The sequence below is a fragment of the Aeromonas sp. QDB62 genome (assembly GCF_027705695.1).
Lineage (GTDB): Bacteria > Pseudomonadota > Gammaproteobacteria > Enterobacterales > Aeromonadaceae > Aeromonas > Aeromonas allosaccharophila.
Map to the genome: position 1 here is coordinate 40,328 of NZ_JAPDCD010000005.1, position 21,379 is coordinate 61,706.

Below are 21,379 nucleotides of genomic sequence, written 5' to 3' on the forward strand. Positions count from 1 at the left end.
ATGTCAAATTGTCTTGCAACCTTGACTTGATTTGACACCCACCTAAAATGAATGAACGTTCATTCAATTGAAAGACACACTGATGATTCCGGATAAGAAAGAGAGCATCTTCAACGCAGCCCATGAGGTGCTGGGTGAGCGGGGTTTTCATGGTCTGTCGATTGCGGAAGTCGCCAAAAAGGCCAACGTGGCTACCGGCACCATCTATCGCTACTTCGGCGACAAGGATGACCTGATCCGGCAGCTGCATCAACACACTATCTTGCAGTGTGTCCCCATGGTCATGGCCGGTGTAGATGTCGATAAAGTTTCATTTCAACAATTTCGCCAACTATGGCTCAATATTCATACCATTTTTGTTAACGAACCAAACGCCATCAAGTGCAAATTGCAGTACGAGAGCTCGCCATTGGGGGCAGACCTGGAAACCAATCCGGTCATCCTGGCGGCATGGGAACCTCTGGACCGCTTTTTTGCACAGGGCGTGGCACAAGGACTGTTTATTGATTTACCGATACGGGCACTCCAGGTGTTGAGTCTGGACAGTGTCATGCATCTTGCCCTGCAGTGCAGGGTACACAACATCACGTTGACCGAATCGCAGTTGGAAACCGCGATCCGCGCCAGCTGGAATGCCATTTTACTCCCCCACATTTCCACCTCAGGAGCCTGTTCATGAAAAAATGGATGGCCATTATGTTGCTGATAGCGATCGCCCTGTTTGGCAGCGTCATCGGCTTCAATTTGTTCAAACAGAAGATGATTGCCCAATACATGGCCAACCGGCCGGAACCCGAGTTCCCAGTCACCGCCATGGTGACCAAGGCGCAGGATTGGGTACCGACCATCGAAGCGATCGGCTTCATCGAGCCGAATCAGGGGGTGACCCTCTCCACCGAGCTGGCGGGCACCATCGATGCCATCACCTTCGAATCGGGCAAACCGGTCAAGGCCGAACAGCTGCTGCTGAGTCTGGACTCCACCGTGGAGCGGGCCAATCTGCGCGCCTCCCAGGCCAAGCTGCCGGCGGCAAAGGCCAAGTTCGAGCGTTTCCAGAACCTCTACAAGACCAGCTCCATCTCCAAAGAGCAGCTGGATGAGGCGGAAGCGGCCTATCGCTCGCTGGAAGCGGATATCGAGAGCCTGAAGGCGACCATTACCCGCCGTGAAGTGCGCGCGCCGTTCAGTGGTGTCGTTGGCCTGCGTAACGTCTTCCTCGGCCAGTATCTGCAGCCGGGCACCGATATCGTGCGGCTGGAAGATACCAGCGTGATGCGTCTGCGCTTCACTGTGCCCCAGACCGATATCTCCAAAATCACCCTGGGCCAGACCATCAAGATCAATGTGGATGCCTATCCGCAAACCCAGTTTGACGGTCACATCACCGCCATCGAACCAGCGGTCAACTACCAGAGCGGCCTGATCCAGGTGCAGGCTGACATCCCGAACAACGACGGTCAGCTCCGTTCCGGTATGTTCGCCCGCGCCAGCATCATTCTGCCGACGGTGAAAGATCAGATTGTGATCCCGCAAACCGCCATCTCCTTCACCCTTTACGGTCAGAACGTCTACGTGCTCAAAGAGGGCGAAGAGACTGACAAGGAAGGCAACAAGGTGAAAGTGCTGCGGGCCAAGCAGGTGGTGGTCAAGGCAGGTGAGCGCCGTGGCAACGATGTGCATGTGCTCTCCGGCATCCAGGCCGGTGACCAGATCGTACTGTCGGGTCAGGTTCGCCTGAGCAACGACACCAAGGTGCATGTGGTCGAGAACGATGCCCTGGCCGTCCCGGCACAAACCCCGATGCTGTAAGCGCGGAGATCTGCGATGCGATTTACTGACATATTTATAAAACGGCCTGTGCTGGCGATCTCGCTCAGCTTCCTGATCGCCTTGCTGGGCTTTCAGGCCATCTTCAAGATGCAGGTCCGGGAATACCCCGAGGTGACCAACACGGTGATCACCGTCAGCACTGGCTATTATGGCGCCAGCTCTGACCTGATCCAGGGGTTCATCACCCAGCCGCTGGAGCAGGCGGTCGCGCAAGCCGACAACATCGACTTCATGACCTCCTCCAGCCAGCTGGGCAGCTCCACCATCACCGCGTACATGAAGCTCAACACCGACCCCAACGCCGCGCTGTCCGACATCCTGGCGAAGGTGAACTCGGTGCGCTCCCAGTTGCCGAAAGAGGCGGAAGACCCTTCGGTCACCTCCTCCACCGGTTCAACTACGGCGGTGCTCTACCTCGGTTTCACCAGCCCGGAACTCAACTCCAGCCAGATCACCGACTATCTGGAGCGGGTAATCAAGCCGCAGCTCTTTACTGTCGGCGGGGTCTCCAAGGTTGACCTCTACGGCGGTGTCGAGTTTGCCCTGCGGGTATGGCTGGATCCGGCCAAGATGGCGGCCTTCAACCTGACCGCCAGCGACGTGATGACGGTGCTCAACAGCAACAACTATCAGTCCGCGACAGGTCAGGCGACCGGCTACTTCACCCTGTTCAACGGCAACGCCGAGACCCAGGTCAAGGATGTCGACGAGCTGAAGCGTCTGGTGGTCGCCACCCGTGACGGCAAGGTGATCCGCCTCTCCGACATTGCCAAGGTGAGCCTGGAGAAGAGCCACGACATCTATCGTGCCAGCGCCAACGGCCGCGAAGCGGTAGTCATGGCGGTCAACGCGGCGCCGACAGCCAACCCCATCAACATCGCCCGCGATGTGCTGGATCTGCTGCCGAGCCTTGAGCGCAACATGCCGAGCACCATGCATCTCAACGTGATGTATGACTCCACCGTGGCGATCAACGAGTCCATTCACGAGGTTATCAAGACCATCCTGGAGGCGGCCGCCATCGTACTGGTGGTGATCACCCTGTTCCTCGGTTCATTCCGCGCGGTCATCATCCCGATCATTACCATTCCGCTCAGCCTTATCGGCGTGGTGATGATGATGGATATGTTCGGCTTCTCGATAAACCTGATGACCCTGCTGGCGATGGTGCTGGCGATCGGTCTGGTGGTGGATGACGCCATCGTGGTGCTGGAGAACGTCGACCGCCATATCAAGGGGGGGGAAGAGCCGTTCCGGGCCGCCATTATCGGTACCCGTGAAATTGCGGTGCCGGTCATCGCCATGACGGTTACCCTGGCCGCGGTATACGCCCCTATCGCCCTGATGGGCGGCATCACCGGCTCGCTGTTCAAGGAGTTTGCCCTGACGCTGGCAGGCGCCGTGTTCGTCTCGGGCATCATCGCGCTGACCCTGTCGCCGATGATGTGCTCCAAGATGCTCAAGGCCAATGAAACGCCGGGCAAATTCGAGAGCACTGTCCACCACCTGCTGGAACGGATGACCGATCGCTACGACAGCATGCTGCATGCGGTGATGAAGAAGCGCATCGTCATCGTGGCGTTCGCCGTCATCGTGTTCGGCAGCCTGCCGCTGCTGTTCAAGTTCATCCCGAGCGAACTGGCCCCGTCAGAGGACAAGGGGGTAATGGCGGTGCTGGGTACAGCACCGTCCAACGCCAACCTGGACTACATCGAAAACACCATGGCGGATGTGAACAAGATCCTGGATGAGCAGCCGGAAATCGCCTTCTCCCAGGTCTTCTCTGGGGTGTTCAACGCCAACCAGGCGTTCGGTATCGCCTCCATGGTGCCCTGGAGTCAGCGTGAAGCGAGCCAGAAAGAGGTGCTGGATCGGGTCGCCAATCTGGTAAAAGACATCCCGGGTATGGCCATCACCACCTTCCAGTTCCCGGAACTGCCGGGTGCATCGAGTGGTCTGCCGATCCAGTTCGTCATCACCACCCCGAACAGCTTCGAAAGCCTGTTCCTGGTGGCCGGTGAAATTCTGGCTGCCGCTCAGGGTAACGGTCAGTTCGTCTATTCGGATCTCGATCTGAACTACGACTCCGCCACCATGAAGATCCGCATCGACAAGGACAAGGCGGGTGCCTACGGCATCACCATGCAGGACATCGGTATCACCATGGGCACCATGATGGCGGACGGTTACGTCAACCGTATCGACCTGGATGGCCGCTCCTACGAGGTGATCCCGCAGGTCGAGCGCAAATACCGTCTCAATCCGGAGTCCATAAAGGGCTATTACGTGCGGGCCGCAGACGGCAAGTCGATCCCGCTCGGCAGCCTGATCACCATTGAAGTGGTTGGCGAGCCCCGCGCCCTGCCCCACTTCAACCAGCTGAACTCCGCCACCATAGGCGCCGTTCCGGCTCCCGGCGTGGCCATGGGTGATGCGATCAACTGGTTCCAGACCGTCGCCGACGAGAAGCTGCCGCAAGGCTATCGTTACGACTTCATGGGGGAAGCCCGTCAGTTCGTCACCGAAGGCAATGCACTCTATGCCACCTTCGCGCTGGCACTGGCCATCATCTTCCTGGTGCTGGCCATCCAGTTCGAGTCGGTGCGTGACCCGCTGGTCATCATGGTCTCGGTACCGCTCGCAATCAGCGGGGCGCTGATTGCCCTGGCATGGGGACTGGCGACCATGAACATCTACTCACAGGTGGGCCTGATCACGCTCGTTGGCTTGATTACCAAGCACGGCATCCTGATCTGTGAAGTGGCGAAGGAAGAGCAGCTGCTGCGCGGCATGAACAGGATGGAAGCCGTGATGCAAGCCGCCAAGGTGCGTCTGCGTCCGATCCTGATGACCACCGCCGCCATGATTGCCGGTCTGATCCCGCTGCTCTACGCCACTGGCGCCGGTGCAGCCCAGCGTTTCAGCATCGGTATCGTCATCGTGGCCGGTCTCGCCATCGGTACCCTGTTCACCCTGTTCGTGCTGCCGGTGATCTACACCTATCTGGCGTCCGAGCACAAACCGTTGCCGGTATTCGATGAAACCATTCCGCCCAAGGCAAACAGCGGACACTGATCATCACGACACACCAAGGCCCCGACACGGGGCCTTTTTTATGCTTCGCAGGAAAGACGACATAAGTGCATGAAGCAGTTAAACTAAAAAACATCACATCCAGACCGCAAGGACGCCATGTCAGGACTTATCTCCAAGACCGCCGAGGCCGTAGGCCGCAACGGACTCTCATACCGCCTGCTCTCCTACATTCTGGTGTGCAGTACCGTATTGGCGATGATCATTACGGTGTTGCAACTCGCCTGGGATTACCGCAAGGATGTGGCCGTTATCGAAGACAGCATCGGCCAGATCGAGGCCTCTTTCCTGCAACCCATCGCCGCCAGCTTGTGGAACCTCGATGAAGAGCAGGTCAAGGTGCAGATCGAAGGGATCATGAACCTGCCCAACATGCAGTTCGTGATGGTCAAGGAGATGCTCGGCAACTCGGAAGTCCCGCTGTTGACCCAGGGGACCGAACGGGAAAGCTACGATATCTCCCGCGAATTCAACCTCACCTATCAGGGTGAAATCGTCGGCAAGCTGTTCGTTGCCGCCTCTCTCGAGCAGATCTACCAGCGCCTGATCGAAAAATCGGTGCTGATCATGGTCAGCCAGACCATCAAGACCCTGGTGGTCTCATTTTGTATCCTGATCATCATTTACTATCTGGTGGTGCGGCACCTCAATCGCATTGCCAGCTACGCCCAGAAGTTCAATCTGGACCGGCTCGATATGGAGCTGGAGCTGGAGGGGCGCCCGCAACCGCGCAAGAAACCCGATGAGCTGGATACCCTGGTCGCCACCCTCAACCAGATGCGCACCCGACTGCGTGACGAACTGGTTGCCCGCCATCAGGCGGCTGAACAGTTGCAGCAGGAGAGGGACTTCTCCGCCACCCTGATCAACTCGGCCAACATGGTCATCTGCTGCATGGAGCCGGATCTGACCATTGCCAGCATCAACCCGGCCGCCATCCTGCTGACCGGCTACCACCAGCAGGAGCTGCTGCAGCACAACTGGCTGGATCTGTTTGTCAGCCCGACCCAGCGGGAAGAGCTGAACAATATCCTGGCCGCAGAGGGTTCGCTGGCAGACCAGGAGGTCATCATGCATGACCAGCAGGCCCACGAGCTGGTGCTGCAGTGGACCTTCGTTCCCTTCTACGATGGCCCCAACCTCAAGTACCAGATCGGGTTTGGCTACGACATCACCCAGCTGAAAAAAGTCGAGCGGGAGATTATCCAGCTTAACGAACAGCTGGAGGGCAAGGTGGAGGAGCGTACCCGCAGCCTGAGCGAGGCGAACAACCAGCTGGGCAAGGCCTACGACGATCTGAAACAAGCCCAGCAGACGCTGGTGGAGTCGGAGAAGATGGCCTCCCTCGGCTCGCTGGTAGCCGGGGTGGCACACGAGATCAACACCCCGATCGGCATCAGCGTGACCGCCTCCTCCTATCTGCAGGAGCGGGTCGCCGACTTCAAGTCCCATATCGACTCCAAGCAGCTGTCGCGCTCCTATCTCAACGAGTTCACCGTCAACCTCGACGAATCGATGCAGCTGCTGCAGAGCAACCTGCGCCGCGCCTCCGAGCTTATCGCCAGCTTCAAGCAGGTAGCGGTCGATCAGTCATCGGAAGCGCGTTACAACTTCAGCCTCGCCGACAACCTGCATCAGGTGGTGGTCTCCCTCGGTCACAAACTGAAGAAGAGTCAGTGCGAAGTGGATATCCAGTGCGATCCCAAGCTGTCGATCTTCTCCTTCCCAGGCAGCTTTACCCAGATCTACTCGAACCTGATCCTCAACTCCATCAACCACGGTTTCGACAACTGGGACAAGCCGAAGAAGATCACCATCAAGGTGGAACAGCAGGGAGAGGAGCTGTTTATCGACTACTCGGACAACGGTCGCGGCATCCCGCCCGAAATATTGCCGCGCATCTTCGATCCCTTCGTCACCTCCAAACGGGGCCAGGGTGGCAGCGGGCTCGGTACCCACATCATCTACAACCTGGTGGTGCAACTGCTGAAAGGCCGTATCAGCTGTGCCAGCGAACCGGGCAACGGTGCCCAGTTCCATATTCGCCTGCCGATCCAACATAACTGAGCGCTGGCTCTTGTGAGCCAGCCGCTTTATCCCCATCATGCTGTGATTGCATTCTTAATGAGCGGAGAACCTCGCAATGGCACAGCATTTTGACTATATCGCCATCGGTGGCGGCAGCGGCGGCATCGCCTCGGCCAACCGGGCTGCCATGTATGGCAAGAAAGTCGCCCTGATTGAAGCCAAAGAGTTGGGTGGAACCTGCGTCAACGTCGGCTGCGTACCGAAGAAGGCCATGTGGTATGCCGGCCAGATCGCCGATGCCCTGAAATATGGCGCCGACTACGGTTTCGACACCACCCTCAACCACTTCAGCTGGGCCAAGCTGGTCGAGTCCCGCCAGGCCTACATCGGCCGCATCCACCAGTCCTACGAGAACGTGCTGGGCAAGAACCAGATCACGGTGATCAAGGGCTTCGCCCGCTTCGTCAGCAGCAACACCATCGAGGTCAATGGCGAGCAATACACCGCCGATCATATCCTGATCGCCACCGGTGGCCGTCCCGAAGTACCTGCCATTCCGGGCGCCGAGCTGGGTATCGACTCCGACGGTTTCTTCGAGCTGCAGAGCCAACCCAAGCGGGTTGCCGTAGTCGGTGCGGGCTACATCGCGGTGGAGATCGCCGGCGTGATGCAGGCGCTTGGCTCCGAGACTCATCTGGTGGTGCGCAAGCACGCGCCGCTGCGCAACTTCGACCCCATGATCCACGAGACACTGGTCGAAATCATGGCGCAGGAAGGGCCCAAGCTGCACACCCACGCCATTCCCAAAGCCGTGCTCAAGAACGCCGATGAGAGCCTGACCCTGCAGCTGGAAGATGGCCGCCATCTCACCGTCGACTGCCTGATCTGGGCCATCGGCCGCGTACCGGCTACCGACAACCTCAATCTGGCTGCCGCTGGCATCGCGCTGGACGAGAAGGGCTTTATCCCGACCGACAAATTCCAGAACACCGCCGTCGCCAACATCTATGCGGTGGGTGACAACACCGGCCGCATCCAGCTCACCCCGGTGGCCGTCGCGGCGGGCCGTCGTCTCTCCGAACGGCTGTTCAACAACAAGCCGAACGAGCACCTCAACTACGATCTGGTACCGACCGTGGTGTTCAGCCACCCGCCCATCGGTACCATTGGCCTGACCGAGCCGGAAGCCATCGCCGAATACGGTGAAGATCAGGTGAAGGTCTACCGCAGCCAGTTCACTGCCATGTACTCGGCGCTGACCCAGCATCGCCAGCCCACCAGGATGAAGCTGGTCTGTGTCGGCCCGGAAGAGAAGGTGGTCGGTCTGCACGGTATCGGCTTTGCGATGGACGAGATCCTGCAAGGTTTCGGCGTCGCCATGAAGATGGGTGCCACCAAGGCGGACTTTGACAACTGTGTCGCTATCCATCCGACCAGTGCGGAAGAGTTTGTGACAATGCGATAGGCACGTTGGAAGCTGGCCTGTCACTATCAGACCCGCTTCAACAACTGTGTTTCCACGCCTCATCCCACCAGCGCAGAAGAGTTTGTAACCATGTGCTAAGCACGTCGAAGCCGGCCTGATCACCATCAGGCCGGCTTCGACAACTCAGTTCCGCTTTCCTTCCCTACTCACGACTGCATGACAGAGTGGGCCACCACACGCCAACCACTTCCTGTAGCAGCGCTATCACCACACGGCGAGATTCGACCACGGTCTGCGCATCAGTACCACCATCACACTGCGGTTCTTACGCAGTGGCTGTCAGGTTGAATGGCATGACGATCGTATCTCCTCGCATTGCATCCAAGTCCAATCTGGCAGATTGAGGTACTCAGGCTTGCGGCTGATATCGTTCGGCCGCATGGGCTTGGCGAAGATCCGACATCAGCCCTTGACGTGCCTCATCCAGAGCGGTCCAACGTTCGGCGACATGAAGCGGCGGAATCGTCACCAACTCGCGGCGATCGAACCCGACCAGTGCAGCATCAACCAGCTCACCCACTTCCATCACCTCGGGGAGCGTGTTGACATCCACACCTGCATGCGCCCAGATTTCGGTGCGGGTTGTGGCCGGCAACACGGCTTGCACATAGACCCCTTTGGGTGACAGTTCATGAGCCAGCCCCTGCGACAAAAACAGCACATAGGCTTTGGTCGCACCGTAGAGAGAGATACCGAACTCGGGCGAAAATCCCACCACCGAACCAATGTTGACGATGCTCCCCGTGCCGGATTGCGCAAGGCGCGGTGCGATCGCTGCGGCGAGCCGCGTCAATGCGGTTATGTTCAGCGCGATCTGGGATTCGATGGCCTCGGGAGATTGCTCCAGAAAATGCCCGGATTGCGGCATACCGGCATTGTTAATGAGGATGCCGATACGTGCGTCATGCCGCAGGCGAGTTTCCAGTGCCGGCAGCTCTGCCGAATTGGTCAGGTCAGCCTGCAGCACCTCAACGGCTATCTGGTGTTGCTCACGCAGGCGCATGGCCAGCGCATCCAGCCGTGACTTGTTGCGCGCAACAAGAACAAGATCGTGGCCGCGACGAGCAAAACGTTCGGCATAGGTGGCACCGATACCGCTGGAGGCGCCGGTGATAAAGACTGTCGGTAGTGTGGTCATGTTATTTCCTTGATATGGATGGCGTGGGTGAACGAGCCAATGCGGCCGTGATCACGGCTTGATGCTGACGACGACCTTGCCCCTGGCGTGGCCCTTGGCGAGGTACTCCAGCGCTTCTTTGGCCTGGTCGAACGGGAATACCTTGTCGATAACCGGCTTGATGCGTTGAGCATCGAGCAGCTCGCCGATTTCGGTGAGTTGGTCGCCATCGGGACGCACAAACAGGAACGAGTAGGCGACGTTCCGCTTGTTCGCCCGCGACCTGATTTTTCGGCTCATCAGCCCGAACAGGAGGCGGAGCAATACGTTCAGCCCCCGGGCCCGCGCGAAGGCAGCATCCAGCGGGCCGGTGAGGGAGATAATCTTGCTGCCCGGTTTGAGGATATCGATGGCTTTTTCGATCGCATCGCCCCTGACGGTCCCCAGCACGGCATCGTAGCCGTGCAGTTGGTGCTCGAATGCCTGTTGCTTGTAATCGACCACCTCATCGGCCCCCAGCTCGCGCACCAGCTCGATGTTGCCGCTACTGACCGTGGTGCCCACCCTGGCCCCCAGCAGCTTGGCCAGCTGGATAGCAAAGGTGCCGATGCCACCGGATCCGGCAGGGATAAACACCTTTTGGCCAGCCTGCAGATTGGCGCGCTCCTTCAGCGCTTGCCACGAGGTGAGCCCGACCATCGGGATCGAGGCGGCTTGCACGAAATCCAGATTGGCGGGTTTCAACGCCGCAGCGCGCTCAGGCACCACCGCAAATTCAGCCAGCGATCCGGTTCCGAGATCGAAAATACTGGCGAAGACGGCATCGCCCGGTTTGAAACGGGTCACCTGACTGCCAACCTCGGTCACGACACCGGCCAGATCGCTGCCCAATGTGGCGGGAAGCTGAAAGTGAAGCACCGGTTTGAACATGCCGGTCGGAATCATGTTGTCGATCGGGTTCAGGCCAGCGGCATAAACCTGAACCAGCATTTCATCCGCCTTCAGTGCGGGACGCGGGATATCCGTGAGCCCAATCTCCGGCGACTTGCCGTAACGTTTGAATGTGAGTGCTTTCATGGTTCGGGCATTCGGCAGCCGGCGAGCCATGTCCGCTGACAGTCGGCTATCGACCATCAGGTCATGTTCACCATTGGCCACGAACACCGGTTGCGTGATGACCGAGAGATCATCCGGCGCACTCAATCCCGCACTCCGGATCGCCTTGAGCTGGGCATATCTGGCCTGCAGGGAGATGGGCTGGTCACGGTCAGTCGTGCGTGCTTTCAGGCGAGAGAAGTACTCTTTTGCCGCGCGCTTGCCATCCGGTGTGCGGGGAAAAAACAGGAAGTGCCGCGGATCGTTCAGCGTCAATGCCGCTTTGAGGTAGGCGGTGGCGGCAATCTTGTTGATCTCGTCGATACCGCCACCTCCCCGCGGCCCGGTTCCGGCAAGCACAATCCGGCGCACCAGATCCGGCGCCTGCAAAGCCACCATTTGCGCTACACCACCACCTAACGAAAACCCGAGCAGATCGACCTGCTGCAATCCCATGGCGCGAATAAAGGCGATGGCATCACGTCCCATCTCCTCAATGGTATGTGGCACCGCTCCCCCCGAGGCGCCGACGCCACGATTATCGAAAGCGATAACCCGCCGCTTCGCGGCGATACCGTCGATAACACCGGGATCCCAGTCATCGAGCACCGCCATCAGATGGTGCAAAAAGATCACCGGCACACCGGTGTCGGGGCCCAGCGCCCGATAGGCAAAAGATGTTCCGTTCACATCAAGGGTGCGGGTCGGCACATCTTTCCAATCCATATGCCCTGTCTGACGTAGTGTGGTCACCGGGCGGTGGCTGGCAGATCTCCCGGTCATCGAGGCGATCCCCATCTTCTTTGTAACCATGTCCGAGATCTCCGTGTTGGGTGGATTGTTGGTGGTTGCAGTGTTACTATCAAATTGATATCAACTTACTATCAATTCACAACCAAGTCACAATCAAAACAGTATGAACATGAAAAAAAGTTACGATACCCCATGCCCAATCGCGCGCAGCATGGCGATTGCTGGTGATGCATGGAGCATATTGATCCTGCGCGATGCCCATGCCGGTCTCACTCGCTTTGACCAATTCCGGAAAAGTCTGGGAATAGCACCCACGATGTTGACCCGCCGACTGGCGACGTTGACCGAAGAGGGTTTGCTGGAAAAAAGGCTTTATTCTGAACATCCACCCCGTGAGGAGTATCTGCTGACCGCCGCCGGTCGCGATTTTCTACCGATACTCTTCATGATTGGTGAGTGGGGTCGCCAATATCGGGGCGACGACAACATGATCCGTTTCTTCGATATGGAGGCCGGCACAGAAATCAAGGCCATCGTGGTCGATGAAGTGACCGGGGCAAAGATTGGGACCCGCCCGCTGCGCGTGGTGATGCCTGATGAAAACTGACAGGTGATTCGGCAATCGCATCGTCTTTCACCCAAACCCGGCTCAGGCCGGGTTTTTTGATTCCTCCTCGCCATTTCTCTCGCAAAACCGCCGTTCTTTACGCCGATTTTACGCCTGCCCCATGGCGCTTTATGGCGCCTTTACGCCTGTTTTACATACCCTTTCAGCGTCAATGACACCAACAGAGTCGATAGGGTTTTACATCGACTCTCGCAGCTAATTATCTCAATGGAGTCGATATGAATTGGCTATATCTGCTGCTCGTCCTCGCCTTGATGGTCTACCTGCTGCGTGCACTCACGCGCAGTCACGAGTGAGGGACTACCTGTATGCAGCAAGAAATTATCTACCCGGTGGCCAGCAAACTGCCGAGCCTCGTGAGCAATCCAATGTGTGCCCTGACGCACCGCGACCACGAGTGAGGAGCTAGAACATGTGGCAAGAAGTGATCTATCCGGTAGCCTTCGTGCTGCTGGTTCTGCTGCCAGCACCGCTGCTGGGCAACTACATCTACCGGGTATTTGAAGGCAAAACCCGCTGGCTGGCACCGGTCGAGCGCGCCACCCTGGCTTGCTGTGGCACCGATGGACGGGAGCAGGACTGGAAGTCCTACGCCCTCAGCCTGCTGGCCTTCAACGGCGCCGGTTTCGGCCTGCTGTTCCTGATCCTGATGGCGCAAGGGTTGCTGCCCCTCAACCCGCAACAACTGCCGGGTCTGAACTGGCAACTCGCCTTCAACACCGCGGTCAGCTTTATGACCAACACCAACTGGCAAGCCTATTCCGGTGAGGCCAGCCTCTCCTACTTCAGCCAGATGGTGGGCCTGACCACCCAGAACTTCGTCTCCGCAGGGACGGGCGCCGCCGTAGCCATTGCCCTGTTCCGCGGTATCGCTCGCCAACAGACCATCAACCTTGGCAACTTCTGGCAGGATCTGGTGCGTTTCTGCCTCTATGTGCTGCTGCCAATCGCGCTGATCATGGCGCTGGTGCTGGTGTGGCAAGGGGTGCCGCAAAGCCTCTCCGCCTATCTGCCGTTCCACGGTGTGGAAGGTCAGGAGCAACTGCTGCCCCTCGGCCCGGCTGCTTCTCAGATCGCCATCAAGCAGCTTGGCTCCAACGGCGGCGGCTTCTTCGGCATCAACTCGGCACATCCGTTCGAGAACCCGACAGCCCTCTCCAACTGGCTGGAGATGGTGACTCTGCTTACCATCGCCGCCGCCATGGTCTTTACCCTGGGCCGCTATGTGAAAGACATGGCCCACAGCCGTGCCATTCTCGGCGCCATGACCCTCATGCTGGTGCTGGGGCTCTTCGTCTCCATCACTCAGGAGCTGAAACTGGATCCGGCCCTCGCCCACCTCACCACTGACGCCAGCAATATGGCAGGCAACTGGGAAGGCAAGGAGAGCCGCTTCGGCCCTGTGCTCTCCAGCATCTGGGAAGTGGCGACTACCGCCGCCTCCAACGGCTCGGTCAACGCCATGCACGACAGCTTTGCCCCCCTCGCCGGAATGGTGGGCATGATCAACATGCTGCTGGGTGAAGTGGTGTTCGGCGGCGTGGGTGCCGGTATCTACGGCATGATGCTGTTCGTGCTGCTGACCGTGTTCCTGTGCGGCCTGATGGTGGGGCGCACCCCGACCTATCTGGGCAAACGCCTCGGTATCACCGAGATGAAGTGGGTGGTCGCCAGCATGCTGGTGATGCCGGTGGGGGTGTTGGTGATCGGTGGTATCACCCTGCTGATGCCGGATGCCAGCACCATCATCGGCCATGATGGCCCACACGGTCTGTCACGCCTCATCTATGCCTACGCCTCGGCTGCCGGTAACAACGGCTCAGCCTTCGCCGGCTTTGCTGCCGGTGACAACTGGCAGTGCGTTGCCATCGGTCTGGCCATGCTGCTCGGTCGCTTCGGCTACATCATCCCCATCATGGCCATTGCCGGCCAGCTCGCCCGCGCTCCGCGTCAGGAGATAAGCGAAGGGGATTTCCCGATCCGCGGCCCGCTCTTCATTACCCTGCTGATCATCACCGTATTGCTGATTGGCGGCCTCTCCTTCCTGCCGGTGCTGGCACTGGGCCCCGTGGCAGAACATCTGATGCTGGGAGCTTTCTAAATGAGCAAGTCCACTTCAATGAGTCCCGACACCATGCAGGTGAAGGGCAAAAAACAGCAATCGCAGATCCTGCAGGCCATGGTTGAAGCTATCTACCGCTTCCATCCCAAGGCGCTGTTTGGCAGCCCCATTCTGTTCACCCTCTGGCTGGCAGCAGTCATGGCGACGGTGGAGTCACTGCTGGGGCAGCCGTTCTCCGGGGTCGCCCCCTCGCTGGCCTGGCAGCTGACAGCCTGGCTCTGGCTCACCCTCTGGTTTGCCAACTTCGCCGAGACGCTGGCCGAAGGTCGCGGCAAGGCGCGAGCCGACAGCCTCAAGGCTGGCATGAGCCAGCTCAAGGCCCGTCGGGTAGCTAATGCAAAAGATGGTCAGGGCGAATGGGTCCCCGCCACCAGCCTGATGAAGGGTGATCTGGTGCTGGTACGCAGCGGCGAGATGATCCCGGCCGACGGCGAGGTGATCGCCGGTATCGCCTCGGTCAACGAGGCCGCCATCACCGGCGAATCCGCCCCCGTCATCCGCGAATCGGGTACCGATCGCAGCGGTGTAACCGGCAATACCACCGTCGTTTCAGACGAGATCTGGGTACGCGTCAGCAACAATCCGGGCGAAAGCACGCTGGATCGCATGATTGCACTGGTGGAAGGGGCCAAACGCCAGAAAACCCCCAACGAGATGGCGCTGGACGCCCTGCTGGTGGGTCTGACTCTGATCTTCCTGTTGGTGGTGGCTACCCTACCCTGGTTCCTCGACTACAACGGCACTCAGGTCCCGCGCCTCTACCTGATCGCGCTCTTTATCACCCTGATCCCGACCACCATCGGCGGCCTGCTCTCCGCCATCGGCATTGCCGGTATGGATCGACTGGTGAAACTGAACGTGATTGCCAAGTCGGGCCGGGCCGTCGAGGCGGCCGGTGACGTGCGCACCCTGCTGCTGGACAAGACCGGCACCATCACCTTCGGCAACCGGATGGCTGACGAACTGATCCCGGCACCGGGCGTCGACCCGGCCCTGCTGGCACAAGCGGCCATGCTGGCCTCGCTGGGTGACAACACTCCCGAGGGTAAATCTATCCTGACCCTGGCGGGCAAGAGCCACACCAAACCGAGCCAACTGGACGATGACAAGGTGATCCCCTTCAGCGCAGAGACCCGTCTGAGCGGACTGGATCGCAACGGTCATCAATATCGCAAGGGGGCAGTCGATGCGGTACTGAACTACCTCTCCCTCGACCGCAAAGCGGTGCCGGAGCTGGTGCTCAAGTCAGTCGACAGCATCGCCCGTCAGGGTGGGACTCCGCTGCTGGTCTGCACTCAGGAAAAACTGCTGGGAGTGGTCTACCTCAAGGACATCATCAAGCCCGGCATCAAGGCCCGCTTCCAGATCCTGCGCCATATGGGGATCCGCACCGTGATGATCACCGGCGACAACCCGAAAACCGCCGCCGCCATCGCCGCCGAAGCCGGGGTGGATGACTTCATCGCCGAAGCGACGCCGGAGAAGAAGCTCGCCTATATCCGGCAGGAGCAGGCCGATGGCCGTCTGGTCGCCATGTGCGGTGACGGCGCCAACGATGCGCCCGCACTGGCACAGGCTGACGTGGGTCTGGCCATGAACGAGGGTACCCAGGCCGCCAAGGAGGCGGGCAACCTGGTGGATCTCGACTCCAACCCCACCAAGCTGCTGGACGTGGTGCTGGTCGGCAAACAGCTGCTGGTGACCCGTGGCGCCCTGACCACCTTCTCCATCGCCAACGACGTGGCCAAGTACTTCGCCATCCTGCCGGCCCTGTTCATCGCCGCCTACCCGCAGTTGGGGGCGCTGAACCTGATGCAACTGGGCAGCCCGCAGAGCGCCATCCTGTCGGCCATCATCTTCAACGCCCTGATCATCGTAGCGCTGGTGCCGCTGGCGCTGCGCGGTGTCGATCTGAAAGGCTCGGCCGCCAGCCTGCTGCGCCGCAACCTGCTGATCTACGGTGTCGGTGGCCTGCTGGTGCCGTTTATCGGCATCAAGCTGATCGACCTGGTCATTACCGGCCTGGGTCTGGTGTAACGACGTAACCGGGATGCGGGGCAAACCCGCATCCCCAGCCATCCTTTTGGAGCAAGAGAATCATGATAGCAATCAGAACCCTGTTGACCCTGACCCTGCTGCTGGGGGTCGCCTACCCGCTGGCCGTCACCGGGTTGGCCCAACTGCTGTTCCCCTGGCAGGCCAACGGTAGCCAGCTCACCGACAGCAAACAGCAACTCATCGGCAGCGCCCTGCTGGGGCAGAAATTCGAGCGGGCTGACTACTTCCATCCCCGCCCCTCCGCCAGCGATTTCAACACCATTGGCGGCAGCGCCAGCAATCTGGGGATGAGCTCGCCGCTGCGGGCAGAGTTTGCCGAACAGGCCGCCAAGGCACAGCCTGAAACCAACTCCCCAGCCATGCTGACACGCTCGGCTTCCGGCCTCGATCCCCACCTGCCGCTCGATGCGGTGCTGGCTCAGGTGGACCGCGTCGCCAAAGAACGTGGGCTGGATCCCGCCCAACTGACGGAGCAGGTCAAGTCGGCCACACAAGCTGGTATCCTTGGCCCGCAGGTGGTCAACATTCTCCAGCTGAATCTGCAACTGGATCATAAAAAGGGCGCCTGATGGCGCCCCTTCCGGTTTGGTGATGACCTCGACTTTCGCAACGGGCAGTTGGCTCGATAGGGATAACAATGGCTGATGTGGCAAGAGCTGACGCCCTGCAGGTCAATTTGACGCAGGAGCATGGAGATGCGTGATGAAGCAAGGGCCGACGCCCTGCTGGCGAGTCTGGAACAGGAGCACAAGGGCAAGCTGAAGGTGTTTCTCGGGGCCGCTCCCGGCGTGGGCAAGACCTACGCCATGCTGCAGGCGGTGCGGGAACAGGCCAAAGAGGAGGTCGATATTCTGATCGGCGTGGTGGAGACACACGGCCGTCAGGAGACGCTGGCCCTGCTCGACAAGCTCGCCATCATGCCGCGCAAGATCCACATGCACCGCCAGCAACGGCTGGAAGAGATGGATCTCGACGGCCTGCTCGCCCGCAAACCGGCCATCGCCGTGGTGGACGAACTGGCCCACAGCAACGCCCCCGGCAGTCGCCACGAGAAGCGCTGGCAGGATGTGGAGGAGCTGCTCAACGCCGGGATCGACGTCTACACCACCCTCAACGTGCAGCATCTGGAGAGCCTCAACGATCTGGTGTGGCAGTTGACCGGGGTCAGGGTGAAAGAGACCCTGCCCGATCAGGTGCTGCTGGAAGCCGACAGCCTGGTGCTGATCGACCTGCCCCCCAAGGAGCTTCTCGGCCGCCTCAAGGAGGGCAAGGTCTATGTGCCCCATCAGGCCAAAGCGGCGCTACAATCCTTCTTCTCCCTCAACAACCTCACCGCATTGCGGGAGCTGGCGATGCAGACCGCCGCCAGCCATGTGGAAGGGGATCTGCAACTGCAGTGGCAGGCAGCAGGCAAGACCACCTTGCCGCTGCGGGGCAAACTGATGGTCTGCCTCGGCGATCAGCACGGCTCGGCGCTGGTGCGCTATGGCCACCGCTTTGCCCAGCGCCGCCAGCTGCCCTGGCTGGTGGTGCATATCGACAGCAATGGCCGCCGCTCTGCCGATGTGGAGCAGGCGCTGGCGCTCGCCTCCCACCTCGGTGCCAAGGTGCTGACCCTCTCCAGTCCGGCGGTCGCCAACACTCTGCTGGAGACCGCCGAGCAGCAGCAGGTCTCCCAGTTGCTGCTAGGCAAACCCCACAAGGCGCCATGGCGCCGCTCGCTGGTGCAACACCTGCTCAAGCAGGCGCAGGGGCTCGAAATCACCCTGGTCGATACCGAGAAGCACCAGCCCGGAGTGGGGATGCACTCCGCGACCCCGAAGGATATCCACCACAGCCTGCTGGCGGTGGCCATCATGGGGATCACCTCGGCTGCCGCCTGGGGGCTCTCCTACTGGCTGCCACCTGCCGCCCTGCCGCTGCTGTTCGTGCTGGGGGTGCTGGCGACCGCCCTCACCACCAGTCTGGTGCCCGCGACGCTGGCGGCGGTGCTGGGCTTTATCGCCCACAATCTGCTGTTCACCGCCCCCTACTTCTCCCTCAGCGTCGCCAACCACAGCGACCTGCTCACCCTGTTCGTGCTGCTTATCGTCGGCATGACGGCGGGGCGGCTCGCCTCCCGCCAGCGGCAGCAGTTGATCGGCCTGCGCGAGACCCAGCAGCTGGGCAATGCCCTGCTCTCCCTCAGTCAGGGACTGGCCACCGCCAGCAGTCCAGAGGAGGTACTCAGACAAGGTGCCCAGGCCATTTCGCTGGCGCTCGGCCAGCCGACTGTGGTGATCGACAAGGAGTTCAACGACCGGCTCGGCAACGAGAAGCACAGACCGGGACAGACCGACAAGGCGGCCATCGACTGGTGTCTGGCCCAGAAACAGAGCGCCGGGGCCCACACAGCGACCCTCAATGCCGCTGAGGCGCAGTATCACCACCTCAGCGACGATCTGGTGATCGGCATAGCGCTGACCAATCCGCTCTCCTCCTCCGCCGAGCACCAGCTGCAGGCGCTGCTCACCGACATTCGCGCCGCACTGGCGCGGATCGACCTCAACGAGCGGCTGGCTGACAGCCAGTTGCAGGCGGAGACCGACCGGATGCGGGCGGCCCTGCTCTCCTCGGTCTCCCACGATTTGAAAACCCCGCTGGCGACCATCATGGGGGCTGGCAGTACCCTGCTGGAATATGGTGACCGGATCCCCGCTGAAGACCGCGACGAACTGCTCCACTCGGTACAGGAAGAGGCGCGCCGCCTGCACAGCTATGTGCAGAATCTGCTGGATATGACCCGCATCGGCTCCCCCGATTTCCAGCTGAAACGGGACTGGGTCGACCTGACCGATCTGGTGGAGAGCGCCCGCAAGCGGCTCGACTCCTCCTGGCGCCAGCACAAACTGCTAGTGCATATCGATCAACATGTGCCCCAGCTCTATGTCCATGGCGCCCTGATCGAGCAGGTGCTGGTCAACATCCTCGACAACGCCTCCCGCTACTCACCGGCAGGCACCCCCATCGAGTTCAAGGTGATGATGGCCGAGCCCGATCTCATCATCGACATCATCGATATCGGGGTCGGTATCGCCGAGTCGGATCGGGAGAAGATCTTCAACCTCTTCTACACCCAGCCGGTGGGCGATTGCGGCAGCCGTGGCACCGGGCTTGGCCTCGCCATTTCCCGCGCTATGATAGAGGCCCACGGCGGCAAGATTTGGGCCTTCTCCGGCCCCAATGGCAACGGCACCTGCATGCGCATCTCCCTGCCGCTCGCCCTCAATTCACCGGAGGTCTGATGGTTGACCGCCAGATCGGGTCACTCAGCCCTTCCCACCATTCGCCTCTGGAGGTTCGATGGCGCACATTCTGGTCATAGATGATGAAGCGGCGATCCGTCGCTTTCTGCGGATCAGCCTGATTGCCGAGGGGCATCAGGTGAGTGAGGCGGTGGGGGTCAATGAAGGGCTGGAGCAGTATCGCCACCTCAACCCCGATCTGGTGATCCTCGATCTCGGTCTGCCGGATGGTGATGGCATTCAGGTATTGCAGGCCATTCGCGAGCATCACCCCAATCCGGTGCTGGTGTTGTCGGCCCGCGATTCGGAGCAGGAGAAGGTGCGCTTGCTGGATGCGGGAGCCAACGACTATATGAGCAAACCATTTGGCATTGGCGAGATGATGGCCCGCATTCGCGTGCTCTTGCGCCAGCGGGCTGGCGTCAGCAGCGGCGAGCGGCGCCACTTCCCCCAATGCGGGCTGACGCTGGATATCAGCAGCCACAAGGTGACCATGAAGGAGGAGGAGATCCCTCTCTCTCGCAAGGAGTTCGCCCTGCTGCAGGCACTGGTGTGCCACCCCGGCAAGCTGGTGATGCAGACCCAGTTGCTCAACGACATCTGGGGGCCGAGCCACAAGGAAGACACCCACTACCTGCGCATCGTCATCGCCAGCCTGCGCAAAAAGCTGGGGGATAACCCCCAGCAACCAGCACTTATCGAGACAGAATCCGGTATTGGCTACCGCTTTATCGGCAACTGATGTTTCATGTGGAACGACGCCAGCAGCAAAGCTGTGCCAGCAGACCGCAACCACTGAGCAACAGGCCGAGATCCTGCAAACTGGCCGCCACCGCCAATCCCAGACTAAGCAGCAGGTAGTAGCCAAGCCCGAACAGGGCGCCAGCACTACCCGCTACCTCGCGATAAGCCAGCAGCGCCTGACTCAGCACATTGGGAATCGCCAGCCCGAAAGCGACGACGACCCCCATCATGGGCAACAGGAACCAGAGGTTGGCCTGACTCGCCCAAACCAGCAGCCCGGCAACCAGCGCCAGAGCGCAAGCCAGCCTGACCAGGGATGACGACTGCCAACCCTTCCCCAACAGATGCTTGTTGAGCAGACTGCCGAGCAGAGTCGCCAGCGCCAGCAAGATCCCCGAGTAACCAAACTCGCCGGTGCTCAACCCCAGCCCGGCAAACAGGAACGGGGCCAGACTGTAGTAGCCAAACAGCATGGTGTTGAACAGGGCGACCAGCATGGCACTACGCCAGAGCCCGCCATCCTTCATCATCCGGCACGCCAGCGGCCAGAGTGCGACTTGCCGGGTGGTGGCCGGACGGGTTTCCGGCAGTTGCCAGCAGGCCACCAGCAGCAAGACAGCCGCCAGCACCAGCAGACCGCTGAACACCCCGAGATAGCCAAACCCGCTCGCCAGCTGCCCGCCACTGAGCAGCCCCAGCACCGGGCTGAGTGAGAGCGCGATGCCCATCACCGAGAAGACCCGCGCCAGATCGCTACCCTGATAGCTGTCGCGCAGCATGGTCTGGGTCACCACAGATCCCACGGCGGCGCCAAAGGCCGAGATGATCCGGGCCAGCAGCAGGGTTTCAAACTGGTTGGCCAACAGCGCCAGCAAGGTGCCGACGCCATAGGTGAGCAGACCCGCCAGCATGGCGGGGCGCCGCCCGATCAGATCGCAGAGCCGCCCCCAACAGACCACGCCCACCGCAAACGCCAGAAAATAGACCGACAGGGTCTGGGATGCCTGCCCCTCGCTCACCCGAAACTGGCTGGCGATGTGGGTCAGCACCGGGCTGTAGATGGTCTCCACGATCTGGGGAAACATCATCAATCCCACCACCAGCCAGAGCGGTGGCAACTTGTTGTTCATGACAAACCTCC

14 protein-coding genes are annotated in these 21,379 nt (G+C 60.3%); 11 read left to right on the top strand and 3 right to left on the bottom strand.

Annotated elements, in window-relative coordinates; genetic code table 11:
* Positions 1–82: 82 nt before the first annotated feature.
* The 5 genes from OKC27_RS03905 (at position 83) to gorA (ending at position 8,416) form a co-directional block, all read left to right on the top strand.
* Entirely contained in the window at positions 83–679 is a 597-nt protein-coding gene (locus tag OKC27_RS03905; RefSeq protein WP_042063326.1) for a TetR/AcrR family transcriptional regulator, read from the top strand.
* Positions 676–1,809, top strand: coding sequence for an efflux RND transporter periplasmic adaptor subunit (locus OKC27_RS03910; RefSeq protein ID WP_042063327.1), 1,134 nt, complete (start codon positions 676–678; stop codon positions 1,807–1,809). The genes OKC27_RS03905 and OKC27_RS03910 overlap by 4 nt, the downstream gene beginning before the upstream one ends.
* 15 nt (positions 1,810–1,824) lie before the next feature.
* Positions 1,825–4,905 (top strand): multidrug efflux RND transporter permease subunit, encoded by a 3,081-nt coding sequence (locus tag OKC27_RS03915; protein WP_182938592.1) that lies wholly within the window; start codon positions 1,825–1,827, stop codon positions 4,903–4,905.
* 117 nt (positions 4,906–5,022) lie between these two features.
* Complete coding sequence (locus tag OKC27_RS03920; RefSeq protein WP_042656856.1) at positions 5,023–6,990, top strand: ATP-binding protein; 1,968 nt, start codon at positions 5,023–5,025, stop codon at positions 6,988–6,990.
* 76 nt (positions 6,991–7,066) lie between these two features.
* A complete protein-coding gene (gene gorA, locus OKC27_RS03925) occupies positions 7,067–8,416 on the top strand; it encodes a glutathione-disulfide reductase (protein ID WP_182938591.1) in 1,350 nt (449 codons plus the stop codon).
* Between the two features lie 370 nt (positions 8,417–8,786).
* Here gorA and OKC27_RS03930 read toward each other — a convergent pair whose 3' ends face one another.
* A complete protein-coding gene (locus OKC27_RS03930; RefSeq protein WP_058052666.1) occupies positions 8,787–9,575 on the bottom strand; it encodes an SDR family NAD(P)-dependent oxidoreductase in 789 nt (262 codons plus the stop codon).
* A gap of 51 nt (positions 9,576–9,626) precedes the next feature.
* The gene (locus tag OKC27_RS03935; RefSeq protein WP_182938590.1) at positions 9,627–11,462 is read right to left on the bottom strand and encodes an alpha/beta fold hydrolase; all 1,836 of its coding nucleotides are present in this window, start codon (positions 11,460–11,462) and stop codon (positions 9,627–9,629) included.
* A 109-nt stretch (positions 11,463–11,571) separates the two neighbouring features.
* Here OKC27_RS03935 and OKC27_RS03940 point away from each other — a divergent pair, with 109 nt between their 5' ends.
* The 6 genes from OKC27_RS03940 to OKC27_RS03965 all read left to right on the top strand — a co-directional run bounded on the left by OKC27_RS03940 (position 11,572) and on the right by OKC27_RS03965 (position 20,236).
* Positions 11,572–12,009, top strand: a complete 438-nt coding sequence (locus OKC27_RS03940) for a winged helix-turn-helix transcriptional regulator (protein WP_226170909.1) — start codon at positions 11,572–11,574, stop codon at positions 12,007–12,009.
* A 433-nt stretch (positions 12,010–12,442) separates the two neighbouring features.
* The gene (gene kdpA, locus OKC27_RS03945; RefSeq protein ID WP_182938589.1) at positions 12,443–14,131 is read left to right on the top strand and encodes a potassium-transporting ATPase subunit KdpA; all 1,689 of its coding nucleotides are present in this window, start codon (positions 12,443–12,445) and stop codon (positions 14,129–14,131) included.
* Positions 14,132–16,189, top strand: coding sequence for a potassium-transporting ATPase subunit KdpB (gene kdpB, locus OKC27_RS03950; protein ID WP_182938588.1), 2,058 nt, complete (start codon positions 14,132–14,134; stop codon positions 16,187–16,189).
* Positions 16,190–16,251: 62 nt separating this feature from the next.
* Positions 16,252–16,779 (top strand): potassium-transporting ATPase subunit C, encoded by a 528-nt coding sequence (locus OKC27_RS03955; protein WP_182938587.1) that lies wholly within the window; start codon positions 16,252–16,254, stop codon positions 16,777–16,779.
* 126 nt (positions 16,780–16,905) lie between these two features.
* On the top strand, positions 16,906–19,494 hold the full coding sequence (locus tag OKC27_RS03960; RefSeq protein ID WP_182938586.1) for a sensor histidine kinase: 2,589 nt from the start codon (positions 16,906–16,908) through the stop codon (positions 19,492–19,494).
* Positions 19,495–19,552: 58 nt separating this feature from the next.
* Positions 19,553–20,236, top strand: a complete 684-nt coding sequence (locus OKC27_RS03965) for a response regulator (protein WP_182933236.1) — start codon at positions 19,553–19,555, stop codon at positions 20,234–20,236.
* A 4-nt stretch (positions 20,237–20,240) separates the two neighbouring features.
* On the opposite strand, the gene OKC27_RS03970 is transcribed toward OKC27_RS03965, so the two are convergent.
* Positions 20,241–21,368: a multidrug effflux MFS transporter gene (locus OKC27_RS03970; RefSeq protein ID WP_182938585.1), complete on the bottom strand. Its 1,128-nt coding sequence runs from the start codon at positions 21,366–21,368 to the stop codon at positions 20,241–20,243.
* Positions 21,369–21,379: the final 11 nt, after the last annotated feature.